The organism is Burkholderia sp. AU6039 (genome assembly GCF_002223365.1).
Taxonomy (GTDB): domain Bacteria; phylum Pseudomonadota; class Gammaproteobacteria; order Burkholderiales; family Burkholderiaceae; genus Burkholderia.
Genome location: NZ_NKFK01000005.1, coordinates 1,349,335 through 1,371,410, shown reverse-complemented (window position 1 = coordinate 1,371,410; position 22,076 = coordinate 1,349,335). Strand labels below are relative to the sequence as shown.

General features: G+C 67.2%; 17 protein-coding genes. 5 read left to right on the top strand and 12 right to left on the bottom strand.

All coding sequences use genetic code 11. The features are described 5' to 3' along the window. Positions 1-55 precede the first annotated feature (55 nt). The 7 genes from ppk2 to CFB39_RS40330 form a co-directional block, all read right to left on the bottom strand. Positions 56-1,006, bottom strand: a complete 951-nt coding sequence (gene ppk2, locus CFB39_RS23950; protein WP_089442659.1) for a polyphosphate kinase 2 — start codon at positions 1,004-1,006, stop codon at positions 56-58. A gap of 90 nt (positions 1,007-1,096) precedes the next feature. Then, positions 1,097-2,488 carry an OmpW family protein gene (locus tag CFB39_RS23945; protein WP_089474695.1) on the bottom strand — a complete coding sequence of 464 codons (1,392 nt, stop codon included), beginning with the start codon at positions 2,486-2,488 and terminating at the stop codon, positions 1,097-1,099. A gap of 4 nt (positions 2,489-2,492) precedes the next feature. Next, positions 2,493-3,788, bottom strand: a complete 1,296-nt coding sequence (locus CFB39_RS23940; RefSeq protein ID WP_089474694.1) for an HlyD family secretion protein — start codon at positions 3,786-3,788, stop codon at positions 2,493-2,495. Positions 3,789-3,800: 12 nt separating this feature from the next. After that, complete coding sequence (locus CFB39_RS23935; protein WP_179257721.1) at positions 3,801-4,805, bottom strand: hypothetical protein; 1,005 nt, start codon at positions 4,803-4,805, stop codon at positions 3,801-3,803. Further along, on the bottom strand, positions 4,802-6,922 hold the full coding sequence (locus tag CFB39_RS23930; RefSeq protein ID WP_089474692.1) for a peptidase domain-containing ABC transporter: 2,121 nt from the start codon (positions 6,920-6,922) through the stop codon (positions 4,802-4,804). The genes CFB39_RS23935 and CFB39_RS23930 overlap by 4 nt, the downstream gene beginning before the upstream one ends. 145 nt (positions 6,923-7,067) lie before the next feature. Next, the gene (locus CFB39_RS23925; protein WP_027791386.1) at positions 7,068-7,253 is read right to left on the bottom strand and encodes a hypothetical protein; all 186 of its coding nucleotides are present in this window, start codon (positions 7,251-7,253) and stop codon (positions 7,068-7,070) included. 225 nt (positions 7,254-7,478) lie between these two features. Then, complete coding sequence (locus CFB39_RS40330; RefSeq protein ID WP_006495012.1) at positions 7,479-7,652, bottom strand: hypothetical protein; 174 nt, start codon at positions 7,650-7,652, stop codon at positions 7,479-7,481. A 281-nt stretch (positions 7,653-7,933) separates the two neighbouring features. Between CFB39_RS40330 and CFB39_RS23915 the strand changes: the two genes are divergently transcribed. Beyond that, positions 7,934-9,349 (top strand): TolC family protein, encoded by a 1,416-nt coding sequence (locus CFB39_RS23915; RefSeq protein ID WP_089474691.1) that lies wholly within the window; start codon positions 7,934-7,936, stop codon positions 9,347-9,349. 27 nt (positions 9,350-9,376) lie between these two features. On the opposite strand, the gene CFB39_RS23910 is transcribed toward CFB39_RS23915, so the two are convergent. Next, positions 9,377-9,826: a helix-turn-helix domain-containing protein gene (locus CFB39_RS23910; RefSeq protein ID WP_089432565.1), complete on the bottom strand. Its 450-nt coding sequence runs from the start codon at positions 9,824-9,826 to the stop codon at positions 9,377-9,379. 353 nt (positions 9,827-10,179) lie between these two features. On the opposite strand from CFB39_RS23910, the gene CFB39_RS23905 reads away from it, so the two are divergent. Continuing rightward, positions 10,180-11,103 (top strand): alpha/beta fold hydrolase, encoded by a 924-nt coding sequence (locus CFB39_RS23905; protein ID WP_089474690.1) that lies wholly within the window; start codon positions 10,180-10,182, stop codon positions 11,101-11,103. Between the two features lie 85 nt (positions 11,104-11,188). Here CFB39_RS23905 and ggt read toward each other — a convergent pair whose 3' ends face one another. Beyond that, the gene (ggt, locus tag CFB39_RS23900) at positions 11,189-12,910 is read right to left on the bottom strand and encodes a gamma-glutamyltransferase (protein WP_089474689.1); all 1,722 of its coding nucleotides are present in this window, start codon (positions 12,908-12,910) and stop codon (positions 11,189-11,191) included. A gap of 423 nt (positions 12,911-13,333) precedes the next feature. Between ggt and CFB39_RS23895 the strand changes: the two genes are divergently transcribed. The 3 genes from CFB39_RS23895 to CFB39_RS23885 all read left to right on the top strand — a co-directional run bounded on the left by CFB39_RS23895 (position 13,334) and on the right by CFB39_RS23885 (position 20,026). After that, positions 13,334-13,858: a metal-dependent hydrolase gene (locus CFB39_RS23895; RefSeq protein ID WP_089474688.1), complete on the top strand. Its 525-nt coding sequence runs from the start codon at positions 13,334-13,336 to the stop codon at positions 13,856-13,858. A 201-nt stretch (positions 13,859-14,059) separates the two neighbouring features. Continuing rightward, complete coding sequence (locus tag CFB39_RS23890; protein ID WP_089474687.1) at positions 14,060-18,616, top strand: DEAD/DEAH box helicase; 4,557 nt, start codon at positions 14,060-14,062, stop codon at positions 18,614-18,616. A gap of 135 nt (positions 18,617-18,751) precedes the next feature. Beyond that, positions 18,752-20,026 (top strand): APC family permease, encoded by a 1,275-nt coding sequence (locus tag CFB39_RS23885; protein ID WP_089442665.1) that lies wholly within the window; start codon positions 18,752-18,754, stop codon positions 20,024-20,026. A 150-nt stretch (positions 20,027-20,176) separates the two neighbouring features. Here CFB39_RS23885 and CFB39_RS23880 read toward each other — a convergent pair whose 3' ends face one another. The 3 genes from CFB39_RS23880 to pcaQ form a co-directional block, all read right to left on the bottom strand. Beyond that, the gene (locus CFB39_RS23880; protein ID WP_011658604.1) at positions 20,177-20,473 is read right to left on the bottom strand and encodes an XRE family transcriptional regulator; all 297 of its coding nucleotides are present in this window, start codon (positions 20,471-20,473) and stop codon (positions 20,177-20,179) included. 72 nt (positions 20,474-20,545) lie between these two features. Further along, complete coding sequence (locus CFB39_RS23875) at positions 20,546-20,836, bottom strand: type II toxin-antitoxin system RelE/ParE family toxin (RefSeq protein WP_256991449.1); 291 nt, start codon at positions 20,834-20,836, stop codon at positions 20,546-20,548. A gap of 179 nt (positions 20,837-21,015) precedes the next feature. After that, complete coding sequence (gene pcaQ / locus CFB39_RS23870) at positions 21,016-22,002, bottom strand: pca operon transcription factor PcaQ (RefSeq protein WP_069251370.1); 987 nt, start codon at positions 22,000-22,002, stop codon at positions 21,016-21,018. Positions 22,003-22,076 lie beyond the last annotated feature (74 nt).

Genomic DNA, 22,076 nt, shown 5'->3' with positions numbered 1-22,076 from the left:
TGCGCGCCGCGTGGCGCGGCGCGTCCCTTCATCGCATCGAATCCGCGCCGGCCGCTCAGTACGTGTCCGGCACGATCATGTTGTCCGGCACTGGTCGACGGATGTAATCCTCGTGATGCTCACGCGGCGGCAGGTCGATCGGTGCGTGCGGCACCTCGTGATACGGCACTTGCTGCAGCAGGTGGTGAATGCAGTTCAGCCGCGCGCGCTTCTTGTCGACGGCCTGCACGACCCACCACGGCGCCTCCGGAATGTGCGTACGCAGCAGCATCTCTTCCTTCGCGGCCGTGTAGGCTTCCCAGCGGCGGCGGCTCTCGAGATCCATCGGGCTCAGCTTCCATTGCTTGAGCGGATCCTCGATCCGGCTCTGGAAGCGCACTTCCTGCTCGTGATCGGTGATCGAGAACCAGTACTTGACGATCTGGATCCCGCTACGCACGAGCATCTTCTCGAATTCGGGCACCGAACGGAAAAACTCCTCGTATTCCTCGTCGGTACAGAAGTTCATCACGCGCTCGACGCCCGCGCGGTTGTACCAGCTGCGGTCGAACAGCACGATCTCGCCGCCGGCCGGCAGATGCGCGACATAGCGCTGGAAATACCATTGCGTGCGTTCGCGGTTGTTCGGCGCCGGCAGCGCCGCCACACGGCAGACGCGCGGGTTCAGCCGCTGCGTGATGCGCTTGATCGCCCCGCCCTTGCCGGCCGCGTCGCGCCCCTCGAAAATGACGACGAGCCGGTGCCCCGTGCTCACGACCCAGTCCTGCAGCTTCACGAGTTCGCCCTGCAGGCGGAACAGTTCGCGGAAATATTGCTTGCGCGCCTCGCGGCGCTCCTGCGAAAACAGCAGGTCGTCGCTGTCGTCGAAGCGGCGATCGTCGAGCTCCATCTCGAGCTCTTCGTCGTAGGCGTCGACCAGATCTTCCTCGAAGCGGCGCTGGCGCGCCTCCATCGACTCCATATCGGTGCGGTCGTCGGTCTCGGTACGGGTATCGTTGTCGCCCATGGGGCCTCCTTCCATCATTGACGCAGCCAAACGCTGACATTATCCCAGTGTCGCGCGTCAAATTCATGAAAAAAGGGGCCGGCGCGCCGGTCAGAAGCGGAACGCGAGCAGCACGCTGGCCAGCACGGGGTTCGCGGAAATATCGAACGTGTTCGATGCGAGTTGCCGATTCGGCTGGTCGATGTCCAGCGTAATCTTCGTCCGCAACGGGATATAGGTCACCATGCCGGTGATCCAGAACTGCCGCGTGATCTGGTAGCTCGCGCCGACGGTGAACACCGGCTCCCACACGCTCTTCACCTTGGCCGACACGTTGGTCTTGCCCGCCAGCAGCAGGTCGCCGCCGGCATCCCAGATCCGCTGGAACAGCGACGGGTCGAGCAGCAGCGACTGCAGGCTGCCGATGTCCGCGCCCGCCGCGAGCAGCCCGCCGAGCGACGCGAGCTTGCGCTGGAACACGGGATTCAGGTTCGTGTTCGTGAAGCGCGTATAGCTGATGCCGATGCCCGCGAACGGGCGGAATCGATCCTCGCGCTCGCCGAGGTAGTACTTGAACACGACGGAGCCGAGCCACGCGCGCGTGGTCGCGAGCGGGTTGCTTTGCGTGTTCGCGAGATCGATCAGCGGAAAGCGCCCCTGGACACCGGAAAAGATCCGGTCGAGCGGCAGCGCGATGCTGCCGTGCCCGCGCAGCGTCAGCACCGGCGGAATGCCCGCGCCGAGTTCGGCCGCCCAGTTCTCCGAGAAAAAGTGGGTGAACGTGAAAGCCAGCGTGTTCGTATTGCTGAGCGACAGGCTCGAACCGGAGTTCTGGAAGCTGTTCAGCCCGAGTGCGTCCGTGTGCGTCGTCACCGGCGTCGATCGGCCGGTCGTGCCGACGAAGTGCCAGCCGAGGCCGACCATGTTGCGGTCGTCGCCCATCAGCTGCGTCAGCAGCGGCGGCGCCTGGGCGGCCGGCAGATCGGGCAGCCGCGACGGGTCGATCGGATGCAGTTCGTACGGCATCCGGTCGGCGTGGACGACATCGCCCGCCGGTGCGTCATCCGTCGTTGCATCGCGTGTCGCGGCCGGCTCGCAACCGCCGGCTGCGCCGTTGTCGTCGAAGCCGATGCCGTCCGCGCCATCCTCGCGTGTGGCCGCGCATGCGCGCCCCGCCCCGCGGGTCCGCTGGCCGAGCGTGATCTTGCGCGCCGTGAACGGTACGGCGTCAGGTTGCGGCGCATCGCCCGACTCGCCGCGACCGCCGCGGGCCGGCCCCGCATCGGTCGCCCACGCACTCGCATCGAACCCGTCCACGTCGCCGCCCGGCCAGAAGCCGATCCCGTCGGCACCGGCCTGCCAGCGTGGCGCGGCGTCGCCGTCCGGCTGCGGCGCGCCGTGCGCGGCGGCCGCGCACGCGAACAGCGTCGCGCCGAGCCAGCGCGACAGCGGACGCACCGTGCCCGGCCGCGCGCGGCGGCGGTCCTTGTCCCGGCTCGCCATCGGCTCAGGCCGGCACGCCGAACAGGCGTTGACGGATGCGGTACAGCGGCTCGAACAGCCATTCGAGCAGGCTGCGCCGCTCCAGCACGATGTCGGCCTTCAGCATCATCCCGGCCCGCAACGACAGCGGCCGCCCTTCGAATGCCGGCGTGCGGTCGGCCAGCTCGACCCAGGTCTTGAAGTAGGTCTGCGGCGTGGCGGCATCGCCCGGCAGGTTCAGCTCCTTCGCCGAAAACGCGACCGGCGAGATCGACAGCACCTTGCCGCGATACGTGCCGAACTTCTCGACCGGATAGCTGGCATACGCCACCTTCACTTCCTGCCCCTTCTTCACGAAGCCGGCCTTCGACGACGGAATGTAGACCTCGGCGATCAGCCCGTCGGCCTTCGCGGGCAGGATCTCGACGACGCGCGTGCCCGGCGGGTCGATCACGCCGCCCTGCACGACGTCGAGCCGCACGATCTGCCCGTCGGCCGGCGCGTACAGCACCTGGTTCACGTTCTCGTCGATGTTGTATTCCTTCGCGTTCAGCTCCTCCTGCTTGATCTTCAGTTCCGCGTTCGCACCGTCGTACTTGCTCTGCATCGTGTCGAGGTCGCCGCGCAGCTTCATCGCATTCTTCGCGAGTTCGGCGCGGCGCAGCAGCAGGTCCTGGTACGCCTGCCCGGCCTGCAGATACTGCGTGTTGACCTGGTTGTACTGCTCGAGCGTCACGACCTGCTCGTCGAGCAGCTGCTTCACGCGCGCGCGCCGTTCGCCGTACTCGTCGACGATGCGCTTCTGGTCCTGGATCTGCCGGTCGATCAGCCCGCGGCTTTCACCCTGCGCGGCGATCTGCTGGTTGATCTGCTGCACCGACGACTTGTATTCGAGCCGCGCCGCGTCGATCTGCTGCGTGACCTCGACGCGCTGCCGGTCGAGCGCCGCGCGCAGCCCCTGCACGTTGTTCGCCTGGCTCACGAAGCTCGTGTCGCGCGTCACCGCGAGCAGCCGCTGGCCGGCCTTCACGTGCTGGTCCTTGCCGACGTAGACGTCGCGCACGGCCCAGCCCGGCGGCGCGCTGACGCCGATCAGCCCCGAGCGCGGCGTCAGCATCCCCGACACGCTCTCGGTGTTCGCGTAGCTCAGCTCGACGAGCGCGGTCACGAACATCGCGAACATCGCAAGCGACAGGTAGCAGAAGAACCGCATCGACACCGGCACGTCGACGACACCGTGGATCACGGTGCCGAAGGTCGTGCCGCGCGCGAGCTTGCGCGACGGCTTCTGTTCTCGAAGGGCGGAATTCCAGGTCGGCATGGGGCGGGCTCGTCAGGAGCGACGCCGCGCGGCCGCATCGAGCAGCGGCGCCGGCATCAGGTAAGGCGTGAAGTGTTCCCAGAAATGCCACTGCTCGGGCTGGCGCACGAGCGCCTGCTCGAGCCGGTCGACGATGCGCTGGTGCGTCGCGCGCACGGGCGACGCGTCGTCGTCCGCGCCGAGCATCGGCGCGAGCGGGCTGGTCGCGAGCTCGGTGAAATGCACCGCGCAGCGATCGCGGAACGGCACGCCGGTCGCATACGAGACGAGCAGCGGAATCCCCTGCTCGACCGCGAGCTTCACGCCGCCGCCGGCCATCCGCACCCAGCGGCCGCCGAGCCGGCAGCGGTTGGTCTTGCCGAACTTGCCGTGCAGGTCGGAGAACAGCAGGAATACCGGCGCCTCGCGCCGCAGGCTCGTGATCAGCCGGCGCAGATGCACGCGCTCCTCGATGTCGATGAACTCGACTTCGCCGGCACCGTATTCGGCGACGAGGCGCAGTGCATCGTCGAAGAACGCGCCGGGCGCATCGCGGTGCAGGATCACCATCAGCTTGCGGTCGTCGGGAATCATGAAGCGCAGCTTCGTGACGAACAACATCAGGTTGCCGAAGTGCAGCCCCGCGAGCATCAGCGGGCCGCCGCGCGTGAGCGCCGCCTGCAGTTGCGCGTCGCCTTCGCACACCATCCCGTCGATCATCGACTTCATCGATTCGAGGCTGTGCGACCGCAGCTTGAGCCCCGCGAACTCCGCTTCGAACAGCTCGCGCACGATCGCCGCCGACACTTCCCGCACGCGCCGCGGATCGTCGTTCAGGTACGCGCCCAGCATGAACGCGACCGCGCGCTCGATCGACTCGCGAATGCACGGAAAGCAGCGCAGGCATGCGCCCGAGCACCAGCGCATCAGCCGCAGCCCGCGCGCGGGCGACGTGCGCAGCGCGACGGCGCGCACCGCGCGCCGCACCAGGAACGCATACGAGAACGGATTGAGCAGAAAGAGTCGTCCGAGCATCACCGCGTCTCCTCGGCCGAACGCCACGCGTCGGTCACATCGGTCAATACGCCGTCCTGCATCTCGTAGATCCGGTCGACCCGCGACAGGATCGACGCGTCGTGCGTGACGAGCACGATCGTGCACGGCAGCGTCAGCACGTTGCGGCAGATCTCGTGGGTCGTCGCCTGGTCGAGGTTCGACGAAAATTCGTCGAGGATCAGCAGGCGCGGCTCGCAATACAGCGCGCGTGCGATCAGGAGCCGCTGCATCTGGCCGGCCGACAGGAATTTCTGCGTATCGCCGAGCGGCGTGTCGTAGCGATGGTCGAGCCGCTCGATCTCGTCGTGAATGCACGCGAGCTTCGCCGCATCGAACATCGCGCCGATCCGCGGCGCGGGCGCGAAGTTCGTGATGTTGTCGCGGATCGTCCCGCGAAACAGCTGGTCGGACTGCGTGACGGCCGCGAGATGCTTGCGGTACTGCCGCAGGTTCACTTCCGCGAGATCCACACCGCCGACGAACAGCGTGCCGGGCTCGGGCCGCACCAGCCCGCAGATCAGGTTCAGCAGCGTCGTCTTGCCGCTGCCGGTGCGGCCGACGATCGCGATCTTGCCACCCGCCGGCACGTTGAGCGCGATGTCGCGCAGGATCGGGCGGTTGCCGCCCTTCGGCGTGTACGACAGCGCGCGGATCGCCAGCGTGCCGTCGAAACCGTCGATCGGCCGCACGACCGCGTCGGGCGCGGGCTCCTCCGTCTCGGTCTGCAGCACGTCCGCGACGCGATCCATGTGCACCTGCAGCACCTTGCGGCGCACGTAGAGCTGGATCGAGTCGATGAACTTGTCGGCGAACAGGTTCTTGTACTGGATGAACGCGTAGATCACGCCGATCGTGCTCTGCCCATGCATCACGAGCCACGCGCCGTACGTGACGATCACGAGCTGCTCGACGTGCACGATCCCTTTCGAGATCGCGTCGAACAGCAGCTGCAGCCGCTCCTGCTGGCGCATCGCCTGCAGCTTCTGCGTGAACGCGTTCACCCACAGGCTGCTGCGCGCGGTCTCGGCCGACAGCAGCTTGATCGAGTGCGCGGAGCGGATGTTCTCGATCAGCAGCGCATCGGCTTCGGCGCCGCGCGTGAGGATCTGCGACATCGCGTCCTGCAGTTGCGGCTGGATCGCGAGCCGGCTCAGCGCGAACAGCACCATCCCCGCGAGACTGATGCCGGCCAGCACCGGGCTGTAGTACAGCATCAGCACGAGCGTCAACGTGCAGGTGACGATATTGAGCAGCCCGCCGACGAGGCCATCGACGAGAAAGCGCCCGACCTCCGACACCGACGACACGCGCGAGATCGAATCGCCGGTGTTGTGGAACAGGAAATAGCCGATCGGCAGCCGCGCGAGATGCCCGACCATGTTCGCCGACAACTGCTGCGACACGATGTTGCGCAGGTAGCTCTTGATGTTGCCGACGAGGTTCGCGTACAGCGTGTCGAACAGGAACACGATCGCGAACAGGATCGTCAGCAGGTACAGGATGTCGACGTCGGTCTTCTTCAGCGCCTCGTCGATCGTCAGCTGTACGTACGACGGGCCGAGCAGCAGCAGGAGCTGCGCGGCGACGCCGCCCGCGATGCCGATCGCGAGGCTCTTGCGAATGCCGGTCAGCCCTTCGAGGTAGTCGCGCAGCCGGATCCGGTCGGCCTGCCCCGCCCGCGTGAAGCCAATGTCCGGATTCAGTTCGAGCGCATAGCCGGTGATGTGCGTAAGCGCCTGCGCGAGCGGCAGCTTCGTCTCGCCGAGCGCGGGATCGACGATGTGCACGCTGCCGTAGCCGACCTTCGTCAGCACGACATAGTGGTTCATCCCCCAGTGCAGGATGCACGGCGTCTTGAGCGCGTCGAGTTCGCCCGCGTCGAACTGCAGCCCGCGTGCGCGCAGGCCGAGATCGTTCGCGATCTCCATCAGGTCGAAGAACGACAGCCCGGAATCGATCCGGACCGGATAGCGGTTGCGCAGCGTGCGCAACGTGGTTTCGCGCCCGTGCCACGACGCGATCATCGCGAGGCAGGCCAGGCCGCACTCCGTCACCTCGTCCTGCAGGACCGGACGGACTTTACGCGTATTGAAGAGCATGGTCGGGCACCCGGGGCGCGACGACGCGCCGCCCGGGCCTGCCGCTAGCGGGCCCGTGGCGGGTCGTGCGCGATACGCATGGGCGCAACCGGCACGCTGCCGGCTGCGACGGAAGATCGGTGTTACCGGCTGCTGGGCGGGCCGCTCAGCGCGACGAGCCGAGCGACATCCGGAACTGTTCGACGGCGCGGGTCTGGTACTGGGTCATCAGGCCCTGGAGCGTGGTCCCGATCGACTGGTTGACGAGATCGACCGTATAGGCGGCCGAATTGGAGTAAAGCGACGCGCCGCCGCGAATCTGGCGGGCCTGTTCTTCCGTGATGTCTCGCATTTGTTGTGGCCTTTATATTGTCGGAATGCCCGCCACCGTCAGCCAATTGCAATCTCAATGGCCGTTAACTTTATTACGGGGATAATCCGGCACTCCTGCCTCCTGATAATCGCCCGAACCGAAAATAATGCATTCCGGATTCGCTTTATTTCCACTGCGGCGATCGATTCTTTTCCTTCTGTTTCGCAGCATTTCGCGCGGGGGGCGCCTCCCCGCGCACGGCGGTTACTTGCCGGTGTTATTGAACGTCTTCGGGTTCTGCAGGTAATTGCCGAGGCTCGGCAGGAACTGGCCGAGCGCGGTCACCACCGGCGCGGCGTCAACAGCGAGGCTACCCAGCGAGCTGATCGCACCGCCGCCATGCACATTCCTGACCTGTTCCGTCGTCATGACCTTCATCATTCTCTCCTCGTAAAAAATAAAGATGACGCAAAGAACCTTCATTGAAAGACAAACGGCTTTTAATCCCTAGCGACTTGTTAATCTAATAATCACTGCGATTACGAGCCGAAATCAGGCTATCATGCGAGCGCATCGGAATTCAATGGAGGACACACTCTTACAGTGGTGTTTTCCGATGCACCACGATTGGCAGGCATTCACGCTGTTTGAATTTCAATTTCAATACGTTTAAATCCCGCCGCACTGCGTTGCGGCACGGGCAGGAGACGGAGACGGCCATGTTTGAAACGAGGCGCGCGAATCGCGGATCGGCATCGCGGAATGCGGGTAATTCCCTATCAAGATTTTCGACTAGGTGGAATCCCCGACTTGCAACCGTGACATTGTTCGCTGTAACGATAGCCGGCGTGTCCGCGAACGCGCATGCGTTCTGCCTCGACACCGCGTTCCAGTACGCGGTCGTGCACGATCCGCGCTACCTGCAGGCGCGCAGCGAATACGACGCGGCCCGCCAGAAATTCCCGGAGGCGCGCGCGCAGATGCTGCCGCAGGCCGCCGCGCAACTCGAATGGGGACGCTACGGGACGCACGCGAACCTGTTCGGCATCGACGTCAGCGGATCGAGCAATGCCGCATACGGTTCCGCGCAGGTCACGCAGGCGCTGTTCAACGTGCCCTACCTGTACGACATGCGGCGCGCGACCGAGTACGAGGAATCGGCGAAACAGAAGCTCGAGGTGGCGCGGCAGGACCTGATCCTGCGCGTCGCGAACGCGTGCTTCGACCTGCTGAGCGCGCGCGAAAAACTGCAGTCGGCCGACGACGAAGTGAACGCGCTCACCCGGCTCGAAAGCGATACGCGACGCATGGCGCAGCTCGGGATGAAGACGATCGGCGATACGGCGGAAATCGAGGCGCGCCGCAGCCTCGCGGAATCCGACGAGGCCCTCGCGCAAACCGACGTCGACGCACGCCGTGCGCGCTACGAGACACTGCTCGGTTCGACGATCGATTTCTCGCGCTGGCCGCGGCTCGCGATGCGCGGGTCGTCGCCGCGGATTCCGTCGGGCGAATACGCACCGCAGGACAACCCCGCGTACCGGCAGGCGTATCGCGACGTCCAGGTCGCGCGGCTCGCCGCGAAGCGCGTCAGCTCCGAGCACTTGCCGACCGTCGACCTGTTCGCGTCCTATTCGCGCGGGCTCAACCCGAACCTGCGCGGGCTCACCGATCGCTCCGACTTCCATCAGAGCGCGGTCGGCGTGCAGGTGACGATTCCGATCTTCTCCGGCGGCAGCGTGTACTACCGGCAGGTGGAAGCCGAACACGTGACCGAGCAATACCGCAACCGGCTGCGCGAGGTCGAGGAGCAACTGGGCACCGATCATCGCGAGGCGCTGTCCGCGCTCGAATCGGTCGGCAAGCGCATCCGCGCGCTGCAGCAGTCGCTGCAGGCCGCGCGGCTCGCGTACGATTCGTCGATGAAGGCGCATCAGGTCGGCTACAGCACGACGTACGAAACGCTGAATCTGCGCCGTGATATCTCGGGCATCCGGCAGAAGCTGTTCGACAGCTATCTCGATGCGCTGAAGCTGCAGCTGAAGCTGAAAAGCGTGCTGGGTACGCTCGACGAACAGTCGCTGATCGCGGTGGACAGCTTCCTCGAAAGCAACGCGGCGAGCGACCGGAGTTGAACGCGGCACGAGCCCGGTCGCCGCTCGTCAGTCCGGCGGCGGCAACACGACCGTGTCCTCCGGCCCGAGCACGCGCCCATCCTGCGAACGCAGCTCCAGTTTCCTGACCGGCAACCCGCTCTTCCGGTCGACGAGCAGCACGTGTGCCTCGTCCGGTTCGAAGAAGAAATCCTCGCCCCACTGCCGCAGCGCGACGAGCAGCGGAAACAGGCCGCGCCCTTTCTCGGTCAGCACGTATTCGTGATGCGCGCCGCCGTCCGCGGCCGGCACGATGTCCATGATCCCGTGCGCGACCAGGTTGCGCAGGCGCGCGGCCAGGATGTTCTTGGCCAGCCCGAGATTCTTCTGGAATTCGCCGAAGCGGCGCAGCCCGTCGAACGCATCGCGGACGATCAGCAGCGACCACCAGTCGCCGATCGCGTCCAGCGGGCGGGCAACGCCGCAGGGGGATTCCTCGTGCGTGGTTCGTCTGTTCATCGTTGCATGGGGCGATGCCGTTCCCGGTATGCGGGTGAAACGGCGGTCGTTTTCGGTGAAATGAATGGTTGCAATATAAAACTCGTCGAACGAAAGATCAATCGCCCGACGCCCGACTGTTCGCGATCGCCGAATGGAACGGCCGATTCGGGCCAGATTGGCACTTCAACTCCTATTTCCAGCCGACAAATTCCGGCACTGCTCCTTTCCGATGCGTCATCACGCGCCCACGGCTCGGTCATTCGGCGGCTATCGGGGCAATCTTTTCGGTTGCAACTTGCAACCCGATATCCTACGCTTCGATTCGGTTTCAATTTGAAACCAAACTATCCGACTATCCGAAGGAGCGTTCGATGATCCGGTCCGATGCCATGTTCGACGGCACCTTTCCATTCGCCCCGCATTTCGACGACGCGTCCGGCTTCCGGATGCACTACGTGGACGAAGGTCCGCACGACGGCGAAACCCTCCTGTGCCTGCATGGCGAACCCACGTGGGGTTATCTGTTCCGCCATCTGATTGCCGCGCTGAGTCCGACGCACCGCGTCGTCGTCCCCGATCACATGGGCTTCGGCAAAAGCGCGACGCCGCAGGACCGCAGCTACTGGCTGCAGGACCATGTCGACAACCTGGAGCGCTTCGTGCTCGCGCGCGGCCTCGATCGCATCACGCTCGTGATGCACGACTTCGGCGGCCCGGTCGGCATGGGGCTGGCCGCGCGGCATCCGGATCGCATCCGGCGGATCGTGTCCGCGAACGGGCCGACGCCGTTCGGCCAGCCCGATCTGGTCGAGCGACTGAACGCGAACGGTCGCGCTGCACCGTGGTTCCAGTGGATCGCGCGCGCGGCGGCGGACGATACGCTGGAGACGGTGCTCGGCCAGCTCGGCTTCAATATCCTGAGCACGCTGAAGCTGAACGGGTTCGAAAATCACTCGGTGATCAACGACACGTGGATCGCCGCATACGGTGCGCCGTTCGCGCAGCCGGAGGACTGCGTCGGTGCGATCGGATGGGCCCGCGGTTTTGCCGCTGGCGCGCACCGGTTCGAGAAACCCGATGCGGCGGCGCTGCGCGCGATACGCGACAAGCCCGCGCTCGCGATCTGGGGAGACGCCGACCGAACGCTCGGCGCCGAACATTTCCTGCCGCTCTTCACGGCACTGTTTCCGTCCGCCCCCGTCGAACGGCTGGCGGGCGTCGGGCACTACTGCTTCGAGGATGCGCCCGACGTCATTGCGACACGCATCGCTGAATTCATCCGGGCCACCGGTTGAATGCGTTCCGCAGCCGGCGGCACGACGCCCGGCTGCGGAACACGGCGTGCGCGGCCGCCTTCGCAACCGCGCACGCCCCTTCACGTCACCGAATGATCCGCGTCACGCCACGCCCACGCGGGTCGGCCATCGCTTCCGGCGTCTTGCCGTCGATCTTGATCACCTGGATGTCGCCGCTGAAATCCTGCCCCTTCAGCGTATAGCCGCGCGCCTCGATCTGCTTCGCGAGTTCGCCTTCGATCGGGTGGTACGGCTCCCAGAAGATCGTGTTCGGCGGCAGCAGCTGGTGATGGAAACGCATCGCGCCGACGGCCTCCTTCAACGGCATCTTGAAGTCGTAGATGTTGTTGATCACCTGGAAGATCGACGTGAAGATGCGCGAGCCGCCCGGCGTGCCGATCACGAGCGACACCTTGCCGTCCTTGGTCATGATCGTCGGCGACATCGACGACAGCGGGCGCTTCTTCGGTTCGATCGCGTTCGCGTCGCTGCCGACCACGCCGAACATGTTCGCGACGCCCGGCTTCGCGGAGAAGTCGTCCATCTCGTCGTTCAGCACGATGCCGGTGCCGTCGGCGATCACGCCCGAGCCGAAATAGCCGTTGATCGTGTACGTGTTCGACACTGCATTGCCCCACTTGTCGACCACCGAGAAGTGCGTCGTTTCAGCCTTCTCCGGCATCGTCGTGCCGAGGCCCGGCTGCACGCTCTTCGTATCCGACGGCTCCTTCGGGTTGACCTCGCCCGCCCGCTTCGCGATGTACTTATCGTCGGTCAGCTGCGCGATCGGCACCTTGTAGAAATCCGGATCGCCGAGATACTGCGCACGATCGGCGAACACGCGCTTCTCGATTTCCGCGACGAGGTGGATGTACTGCGGCGAGTTGAGCTTCACGCCCTCGAAGTCCTGCTTGAGGTCGGCCTTCATCTTCAGCAGTTGCACGAGGCCGATGCCGCCCGAGCTCGGAGGCGGCGCGGTGATCACGTCATAGCCGTTCCACTTCGCCTGCACCGGCTGGCGCCACACCGCGCGGTACTGCGCGAGATCCTCGGTGGTGATCAGCCCGTTGCCGTCGCCGGTCTTCATCGACGCGGCGATCAGCTCGGCCGTCTTGCCCTTGTAGAAGCCTTCCGCGCCGTCGTTCGCGATGCGCGTGAGCACGTCGGCGAGATCCGGCTGCTTGAAGTTCACGCCCGCCTTCAGCCCGGAGAAATACTTGTCGAAGTTGGTCTTGCCGCCGAACTCCTTCGATGCGTCGACGCCGCGCTGCGCGAGCTGCTCGTCGACGACGAAGCCGTCACGCGCATAGTGGATCGCCGGCGCGAGCACCTGCTTCCACTTCAGCTTGCCGAAGCGTTTCTGCGCTTCCCACATGCCCGCGACCGTGCCCGGCACGCCGACCGCGCGCGGGCCGTACAGGCTCATGCCCTTGACGACGTTGCCGTCCTTGTCGAGGTACATGTCCTTCGTCGCGGCAAGCGGCGCGCGCTCGCGGTAATCGATGAAGTACGGCTTGCCGTCCTTGTAGATCGTCATGAAGCCGCCGCCGCCAATGTTGCCGGCTTCCGGATACGTGACGGCGAGCGTGAATGCGATCGCGACGGCCGCGTCGATCGCGTTGCCGCCTTCCTTGAAGATCCGCTCCGCGGCATCCGCACTGTACTTGTCGGCCACCGCGACCGCCGAGCTCGTCAGGATGGCCGGCTGCGGCCCCTTCGCATAGACGGGCGCGTTCGGCAGGAAGCCGATGCCGGCCACCGTCGCGAGCACGACAGCGGATGATTTGAAGCGATTCAGCGTAGTCATTGCATGTCCCCCATGTGGATCTCCTTCAGGCAGGAAAAGCACCTGTTCCGCTCATGGCCGCCGGCGCGCCGACGGCCATCTCCGGTTTCGTAGTATAGGGGGACAAAAAGGGTCGAACACGGGGCGTGCCACGAAAGCGCATTGTTATCTGCCCTCGGTCATGCCGCGGCTTCTGAACATGCATACAGATCGGTCGAAATTGCACACGGTACGCGTCTGCCGCGTACGTCCGCGGCACCCGTCATCACGCAACGCACAAAAAACGGAAAGTTGCGAACTGCGCGGAAAGCCGCGCGGCACGCGCAAAAAAATCTGCCAACGTCCCTCCCGCTGCATGAGCCGATCTGCGAAGATAGCGCCCCGCTTTCGCGGTGCATCATTTTTCGTGCACGCATCGCTTCACGTTTCTTCGTCTCGCTTCCTATGGCATCACACAATGCGCATCATGCGTCCGGCTTCGCGGCCGGTGTCGCCGCCGCCGTCCTCGTCGCACAAACCGGCGCGACCGGCCCGTGGCATTCGAGCCTGTTCGCCGCGTTCGCGGCCGGCGTCGCGGGCGGCACCGCGCCCGACTGGCTCGAAGTCGCATGGTGGAGCCGCAAGCGCCGCCTGTGGATCACGCATCGCACCGTCACGCACTGGGGCATCGGCTGGATCGCGCTGCTGGCGCTCGGTTGGCACGGGCTCATCCATCATCCGCATCCGCTGTGGGCCGCGCCGCTGTTCGGCTTCGCATGCGGCGGCTTGATGCACCTGCTCGCCGACTGGCCGAACCCGCTGGGCGTGCCATGGATCTGGCGGCGTCACTCGCTCAACCTGTGGAAGAGCGGGCGTTGCGACCTGATCGTCGTGGCCGCCGCCTGGGGCGGCACGCTGTGGCTCGCGCAGTCGCTGTGCTCGCGTGCACCGCTGCTCGAGCACTGGCTCGGCTGGCTCAATCGCGTTTGATTGCAATTCGACGCAATTCGGCACGCGATCGGCGTGCCGACGCGCATGCAACTTTCCGTTCGTTGAAAGTGCGGTGACGGCCCCCATCTGAAGCGGAATCGTCGATACAGGTGCCCGGCGCGCACGCGCGACGTCTGGCACACTGACGATTCGATTCGCACGCGCGCCCTCCGCGCGCTTGCACCCCATTTCAACGCTCCGATGGACGTCACCACTACCCGCCCTGCCGCCAGTGCGCTCAACGTGTTCCACCCGGCCGTCGCCGCGTGGTTCCGACGCACGTTCGCCGCACCGACCGGCGCGCAGGCGCTCGCGTGGCCGCACATCAAGGCCGGCCGATCGACGCTCGTCGCGGCACCGACTGGCTCCGGCAAGACGCTCACCGCCTTCCTGTGTGCACTCGACGATCTGGTGCGCGATGCGCTGGCACACGACGGCACGCTGCCCGACGCTACGCTCGTCGTGTACGTGTCGCCGCTGAAGGCGCTGTCGAACGACATCCACGTGAACCTCGATGCGCCGCTGGCCGGCATCGCCGAATCGCTCGCGCAACTCGGCTTGCCGGTGCCGGCGATCCGCACCGCCGTGCGCACCGGCGACACGACGCAGGCCGAGCGCGCCGCGCTGCGCAAGCGCGCGCCGCACATCCTCGTGACGACGCCCGAGTCGCTGTACGTGCTGCTGTCGTCCACGTCGGGGCGACAAATGCTGTCGGACGTGCGCTCGGTCATCGTCGACGAAATCCATGCGCTCGCGTCATCGAAGCGCGGCAGCCATCTCGCGTTGTCGCTCGAACGTCTCGACGCGCTGGCCGGCCGTGCGCTGCCGCGTATCGGGCTGTCGGCGACGCAAAAGCCGATCGATGCGGTCGCGCGCTTCCTGGTCGGCGGCCCGGCTGACGCGCCGCGCGACTGCACGATCGTCGACACGGGCCACACGCGCGAGCGCGACCTCGCGCTCGAACTGCCGAACGTGCCGCTCGAGCCCGTGATGGCAACCGACGTGTGGGAACAGGTGTACGACCGCATCGCCGGCCTCGCAGCCGCGCATCGCACGACGTTGGTGTTCGTCAACACGCGGCGCACCGCCGAGCGCATGGCGCGCCATCTCGCCGACCGGCTCGGCAAGGAAGCGATCGCCGCGCATCACGGCAGTCTCGCGAAGGAGCACCGCTTCGACGCCGAGCAGCGCCTGAAACGCGGCGAACTGAAACTGCTCGTCGCCACGGCATCACTTGAACTCGGCATCGATATCGGCGACGTCGATCTCGTCTGCCAGGTCGGCTCGCCGCGCGGGATCGCACCGTTCCTGCAGCGCGTCGGCCGCTCCGGGCACCATGTCGGCGGCGTGCCGAAGGGCCGGCTGTTCCCGCTGTCGCGCGACGAGCTCGTCGAATGCGCGGCGCTGCTCGATTGCGTGCAGCGCGGCGAGCTCGACACGCTGCGCATTCCCGAAGCGCCGCTCGACGTGCTCGCGCAGCAGATCGTCGCCGAAGTGGCGTGCGCGGAATGGCAGGAAGATGCGCTGTATGCGAGTTTTACGCGCGCGGCGCCGTATGCGCGGCTGACGCGCGAGCGCTTCGACGAAGTGATGAAGATGCTCGCCGAAGGCTTCACGAGCCGGCGCGGCGTGCGCGGCGCGTACCTGCATCGCGACGTGGTCGGCGGCACCGTGCGCGGGCGCCGCAACGCGATGATGACCGCCACCACATCGGGCGGTACGATCCCCGACATGGCCGATTACGCGGTGCTGCTTGAACCGCAGGGCATCCAGGTCGGCACGGTCAACGAGGATTTCGCGATCGAGAGCCTGGCCGGCGACGTGTTCCAGCTGGGCAACCAGTCGTACCGGATCATTCGCGTGGAAACGGGCCGCGTGCGGGTGGAGGATGCGCAGGGTCAGTCGCCGAACATCCCGTTCTGGCTCGGCGAGGCGCCGGGGCGCAGCGACGAATTGTCGGCGGCAGTCGGCCGGTTGCGCGCGAGGCTCGACGGGCTGTTCGCCGACGGCGAGCGGCAAGCGCATGCCCCAGGCGGTGAACGCACTGACGACGATATCCGCGGGAAGACGACGGCTGAAACAAAGGCGACGACCAAAGCCAAGACCAAAGGCGGTGCAAAATCGACGCGACGTGTTGAAGCCGAAGCCGAAGCCGAAGCCGAAGCCGCGACCAGTGTACGAAACGACGTCGCCCGTGCCACCCCTGCCGGCCCGGCCGACAGCCGCCTCACGCCGGCATTGCGCTGGCTCGTCGACGATCTGCACCTGTCGCCCGACGCCGCGCACCAGATCGCCGACTATCTCGCGCGCACGCGCGGCGCGCTCGGCGCGTTGCCGACGCAGGACACGCTCGTGATGGAGCGCTTCTTCGACGAATCGGGCGGCACGCAGCTTGTGATCCATTCGCCGTTCGGCAGCCGCATCAACCGCGCGTGGGGGCTCGCGCTGCGCAAGCGCTTCTGCCGCAGTTTCAACTTCGAGCTGCAAGCGGCCGCGACCGACGACGCGATCATCCTGTCGCTGTCGCTCGCGCACAGCTTCGCGCTCGACGAAGTGTGGCGCTACCTGCGTTCGGCGAGCGCCGAGCACGTGCTGGTGCAGGCCCTGCTCGACGCGCCGATGTTCGGCGTGCGCTGGCGCTGGAACGCGACGACCGCGCTTGCATTGCCGCGCTTCACCGGCGGCAAGCGCACCGCGCCGCAACTGCAGCGGATGAAGAGCGACGACCTGCTCGCGACCGTATTCCCCGACCAGGTCGCGTGCCTCGAGAACATCGTCGGCGAGCGCGAGATCCCGCATCACCCGCTCGTCGACCAGACGCTCGACGACTGCCTGCACGATGCGATGGACACCGAGGGCTGGCTTGCGCTGCTGCGCCGGATCGAAAGCGGCGCGATCGAGCTCGTCGCGCGCGACCTGCCCGCGCCGTCGCCGCTCGCAGCCGAGATCCTGAACGCGAAACCTTACGCGTTCCTCGACGATGCACCGCTCGAGGAACGCCGCACGCAGGCCGTGCAGTCGCGCCGCTGGAGCGATCCCGAATCGACCGACGATCTCGGCGCGCTCGACGCCGGCGCGATCGATGCCGTGCGCGACGAAGCCTGGCCGCTCGTGCGCGACGCCGACGAAATGCACGACGCGCTGCTCACGCTCGCGTGCATCGCCGACAGCGAAGCACGCCAGCACGAAGGCTGGCTCGACCGGCTCGCGGAACTCGCCGAACGCCGCCGTGCGACGAAACTCGTAACACCTGGCGACGCCGCGCTATGGGTACCGGTCGAACGACTCGTCTGCGTGCGTGCGCCGCATCCCGACGCACGCATCGCACCGGCACTCAAGGTGCCGGCCGCCTGCGCGCAGCCGTGGGAAGCCGATGCCGCACTCGTCGACGTGATCCGCGCGCGGCTCACCGGCTTCGGGCCGCTTGCGCTCGACGCGATCGCGACACCGCTCGGCCTGCCCCCTGCGTCGATCGCGACGGCACTCGCGGCGCTGGAACGCGAAGGCTATGTGATGCGCGGCCGGTTCACGCCGGGCACGACGGTGGAAGAATGGTGCGAACGCCATCTGCTTGCGCGCATTCATCGCTATACGGTGAAGCGGCTGCGCCGCGAGATCGAGCCGGTCGAGCGCGCCGATTTCATGCGCTTCCTGTTCCATTGGCAACACCTGACGCCGGACACGCGCGGCACGGGCCGCGACGCACTCGCGGCCGTGGTCGAACAGCTCGAAGGCTACGAGGCCGCGGCAAGCGCCTGGGAAGACGCGCTGCTGCCCGCGCGGCTCACCGACTACATGGCGGGCGGGCTCGACGAGCTGTGCCGGTCGGGCAAGCTCGTTTGGACACGCATCGGCGCACCGGCGCGCGCGGCCGGCACGCCCGTGAAGACGACGCCAATCGTGCTGCTGCCGCGCCGCCACCTCTCCGCGTGGCAGGCGCTGCGCGATCCCGACGCGCAACCGGCGCTGTCCGCGCGCGCCACGCAGGTACGCGACGCCCTCGCCGCGCATGGCGCGATGTTCTTCGACGCGCTGCTCGACGACCTGCACATGCTGCCCGTCGAACTCGAACAGGCGCTCGGCGAACTCGTGTCGGCCGGCCTCGTGAACGCGGACAGCTACGCGGGCCTGCGTGCGCTGTTGAAGCCCGCCGTCAAGCGCAGCGCGACCTATGCGCCACGCACCCGGCGCGGCGGTGCGCTGATCGGCGGGATGGATGACGCGGGCCGCTGGGCACTCGTGCAACGTCATGCGCCGCCGGACGATGCGCCCGTGCCGAAACGCGGCCAGGCCGCGACCGACCCCGACGCGCTCGAACACATCGCCTGGACGCTGCTGCGCCGCTACGGCGTCGTGTTCTGGCGGCTGCTCGAACGCGAAGCCGACTGGCTGCCGAGCTGGCGCGAACTCGTGCGGGTACTGCAGCGCCTCGAAGCGCGCGGCGAGATTCGCGGCGGACGCTTCGTCGCCGGGCTCGCGGGTGAACAGTTCGCGTTGCCCGAAGCGATTCCGATCCTGCGCGAGCTGCGGCGGCAACCGGGCGACGGACAATACGTGTGCGTGACGGGCGCCGATCCGCTGAATCTTGCCGGCACGCTGCTGCCCGGCGACAAGGTGCCGGCGCTGGCCGGCAATCGCGTGCTGTTCCGCGACGGCGTGCCCGTCGCCTCGCTGGTTTCGGGCGCGTTCCACTACGCCCCCGAGCTGTCGCCCGCCGCGCGCGAGGATGCCCGCCTGCGGCTCGCACGCCACTGCTGACATCGGCTGACACACGACACCGCACGGACTACTGATCGCCGGGCCGCGCTGCCGCCGTCGTTCGGGTAGCATCGAACGATTTTCCGCGCGAGCGCCCGCGCTCGAACACAACAAGACTTCCGGAGACTGCCGTCCATGCCCTCGCATGTCGAATCGCCCGCCGCTCATCACGCGGGCTCGCTGACGATTTTCCAGGGCGCCGCGCTCTATATCGGCGCGGTGCTCGGCACCGGCGTGATCGCGCTGCCCGCACTGGCCGCCGAGGTGGCGGGGCCCGCCTCGCTGCTTGCCTGGGCGGCGTTGGTCGTGCTGTCCGGGCCGCTCGCGGCCACCTTCGCCGCACTCGGCGCGCGCTATCCCGACGCAGGCGGCGTCTCGACCTACGCGCGGCGCGCATTCGGGCCGAAAGCCGCGGCGATCGTCGGATGGTGCTTCTACTTCGCGGTACCGGCCGGCGCACCGGCCGCCGCCATGTTCGGCGGCGCATACGTCGCGGCCGTCACGGGCGGCGGGCACACGACGGTCATCGTCACCGCTGCCGCGCTGATCGCGACCGTGTCGGCCGCAAATGCATTCGGCGTCACGGTTTCGGGCCGCATGCAGCTCGTGCTGTCGGCACTGCTCGTCACGCTGCTGCTCGCCGCGGTGCTCGCCTCCGCGCCGCATGCACGCACCGCGAACCTGCATCCGTTCGCGCCGCACGGCTGGCTCGCGGTCGGCCAGGCTGCCGCGCTGCTCGTGTGGAGTTTCGCCGGCTGGGAAGCGATCACGCATCTCGCGGCCGAATTCCGCCGGCCCGCGCACGACATGCCGCGCTCGGCGGGAATCGCGGTCGTGGTGGTCGGGTTTCTGTATCTGTCGGTTGCTGCCGCGAGCGTGACGGTGCTCGGGCCGTCCGCGGGCGGATCGGGTGCGCCGCTCGCCGAACTGATCGCGGGCGGCATCGGCGGCCATGCGCAGGTGCTGGCCGCCGCAGCCGCACTGTTGCTCACGCTCGGTACGATGAACGCGTACTTCGCGGGCGCGGCCAAGCTCGGCGCGGCGCTCGGGCGCGACGGCGCATTGCCCGCGTGGCTCGCGCAAGGCAGCCAGGTCGGCGGCGTCCCGCGCCGCAGCCTCGGTGTGATCGCCCTGCTCGCCGTGGTCGCTCTCGCTGCGACGACGCTGTCGGACGTCGGGCCGAAGCCGCTCGTGCTCGTCACCTCCGGGTGCTTCGTGATGGTGTACGGGCTCGGCGCGGCCGCCGCGCTGAAACTGTTGCCGCGCGGCGGCATCGCGCACCGTTGTGCATGGATTTCGCTGGTCGCGGTGGCCGCGCTGTTCCTGACGACCGGCTGGTACATCCTGTGCCCGCTGCTGCTCGCGGGCGGGGCGCTGCTCTATCTGCAGGTGGCCGGGCCGCGCGAGTGACCCGGCAGCTGCGCGCGGGCCGACACGCGCCTGCTGGCGGCGACGCGCGGGCTGATCATCCCCGAACCGGCGGCCGGATCGCCGGCCACGCAGCCGCGTGCATCATGCGCGGGGGCGCTGCCTCGGCCGTCCGCCGATGCTTCACGCCCGTCAGGCAGGCACCAGCTCGAAGCTGAGCCGTTTGCCGAGCGCGGTGGCCGCGCTCGCGAGCGTCGCCAGCGTGAGGCTCGTGTCGGTTTCGTCGAGCAGACGGTTGAGCGCGGCGCGGCTGGTTTTCATCCGCGCGGCCATCGCGGTTTTCGTGATGTGCTGCGCCTTCATTTCCTGCCCGATCTGCCAGGCGATCACGCGCTTGATCGCGGTGGCGGTGGCCGCTTCGAGATTGCCGTCCTCCTCGAGGAAGGTATCGAAATCGCTGCCGATATGCGGATTGTTCGTGGTCGTCATGGGTACTCCAGTGCATGGCGTTGCCGGCGGCCTGACCGTCGAAGACGGTGCGTTCCGGCGCAACCGGGGAATTCAGATGGCGCGCATCAGCGCTTTCAGGCGCGCGACGGTGACATCGAGATCGTCCGACGGCGTGGCCCGCGACTGCTTGAAGAAGCCGTGCAGCAGCACCATCGTGTCGCCGACGACCGTAAACAGCACGCGGGCGCTTCGCCCCGGCAACATCACGCGGATCTCCCACAGATCCTGCGCCATCTTCCGGACCAGCGGCATGCCGAGCGGCCAGCCGAGTTGAACGGTCTTGATCTCTTCGCCGATCGCCCTTCGCTCCGCTTGCCCGAGCGCCTTCAGCCATTCGCGCACCGGCTCGTTGCCACGGGCCGTCTGGAAGAATCACACGCCGAGCGTGACCTGGATCTGCTCTCTCGTCATCGTCCTGACACCAATCGTACCAAAATCGGTACGATATGCCAAGCACCATGAGGTCGGCTACTGACCGGATGGCCAATCCGGCAGCCGGGAACGGGAGGCCGCCCGCCGGCTCAATCGTCGCGACGAGCCGGCTTGCGCGCCGCGCGTGACGTCCCGCGTTCACGCGTCTCGCCGAACCGCGACCGCGCGATGTCGCGCACGGCATCGATCAGCGTCCGTGCGACCGGCGACGGCTGCGCATCGGTGCGCAGCACCAGCCCGACCGGTTCGTCGGTGCCCGCCGACGGCAGCGGCAGGCGTGCCAGCGCCCCGGCCGACAGGTCGTATTCAGCCGCATAGAGCGGCACGAACCACACCGCGTCGTTTTCGAGCGCCAGCGCACGCGCGACCGACACCGACAGCACCTCGATGAACGAATCCAGCGGCGGCACGCCGCAAGCGCCAAGCAGCTGCTCGGCCGACTGGCGGATCAGCGTGCCGAATGGCGGTAGCACGACCGGATAGCGCGCAAGCTCGGCCGCCGGCGCCGCATTCGAAAGCAGCGGATGCCCGGCGCGCACGACGGCGACGAGCGGCTCGTTGTACAGCTGCTCGAACGCGAGCCCGATCATCCGCTCCGGCTCCGACAGCCGCCCGATCGCGCACTCGATCGCGCCGGACTTCAGGCGCTCGAGCAGATCGGCGTTCGCGGCCGTCGCGATCCGCACGACGACGCGCGGCCAGCGCTCCGCGAGCGCCTTCATCAACGCGGGCGCGAGCGATGCCGCGACGGTCGGCAGCATGCCGATTTCCAGCGTCGCCGCGGCGGCCCCGCCTTCGCGCGCGAGCAGCCCGACACCTTGCCGCAACGCCAGCACGCACGCGTTCGCGTGCGGCATGAACAGTTGCGCCTCGCGGGTCGGCTGCGCGCCTTGCCGGCCGCGCTCGAACAGCTTCACGCCGAGGATCGCCTCCAGCTCGGCGATCGTCTTCGACACGGCCGGCTGCGTGATCGACAGGCTTTCGGCCGCCTTCTGCACCCCGCCCAGCTGCGCGACCGCGAGAAAGCACTGCAGATGCCGGAACTTGACGCGGCCGTCCGCGATACGGTTATTCATAACGGGTGGTTATGCGATTGACGATGAAATGCCATTTTGCATAACTTTCCGGATAGTCCCAAGCGCTCGACGAT

Coding starts and splice junctions, on each gene's coding strand:
- CFB39_RS23885 (WP_089442665.1), top strand. CDS start 18,752: ATGCCCTCGCATGTCGAATCGCCCGCCGCTCATCACGCGGGCTCGCTG.
- ggt (WP_089474689.1), bottom strand. CDS start 12,910: ATGACTACGCTGAATCGCTTCAAATCATCCGCTGTCGTGCTCGCGACG.
- CFB39_RS23895 (WP_089474688.1), top strand. CDS start 13,334: ATGGCATCACACAATGCGCATCATGCGTCCGGCTTCGCGGCCGGTGTC.
- CFB39_RS23915 (WP_089474691.1), top strand. CDS start 7,934: ATGTTTGAAACGAGGCGCGCGAATCGCGGATCGGCATCGCGGAATGCG.
- CFB39_RS23880 (WP_011658604.1), bottom strand. CDS start 20,473: ATGACGACCACGAACAATCCGCATATCGGCAGCGATTTCGATACCTTC.
- ppk2 (WP_089442659.1), bottom strand. CDS start 1,006: ATGGGCGACAACGATACCCGTACCGAGACCGACGACCGCACCGATATG.
- CFB39_RS23940 (WP_089474694.1), bottom strand. CDS start 3,788: ATGCCGACCTGGAATTCCGCCCTTCGAGAACAGAAGCCGTCGCGCAAG.
- pcaQ (WP_069251370.1), bottom strand. CDS start 22,002: ATGAATAACCGTATCGCGGACGGCCGCGTCAAGTTCCGGCATCTGCAG.
- CFB39_RS23890 (WP_089474687.1), top strand. CDS start 14,060: ATGGACGTCACCACTACCCGCCCTGCCGCCAGTGCGCTCAACGTGTTC.
- CFB39_RS23925 (WP_027791386.1), bottom strand. CDS start 7,253: ATGCGAGACATCACGGAAGAACAGGCCCGCCAGATTCGCGGCGGCGCG.
- CFB39_RS23930 (WP_089474692.1), bottom strand. CDS start 6,922: ATGCTCTTCAATACGCGTAAAGTCCGTCCGGTCCTGCAGGACGAGGTG.
- CFB39_RS23910 (WP_089432565.1), bottom strand. CDS start 9,826: ATGAACAGACGAACCACGCACGAGGAATCCCCCTGCGGCGTTGCCCGC.
- CFB39_RS23905 (WP_089474690.1), top strand. CDS start 10,180: ATGATCCGGTCCGATGCCATGTTCGACGGCACCTTTCCATTCGCCCCG.
- CFB39_RS23945 (WP_089474695.1), bottom strand. CDS start 2,488: ATGGCGAGCCGGGACAAGGACCGCCGCCGCGCGCGGCCGGGCACGGTG.
- CFB39_RS40330 (WP_006495012.1), bottom strand. CDS start 7,652: ATGAAGGTCATGACGACGGAACAGGTCAGGAATGTGCATGGCGGCGGT.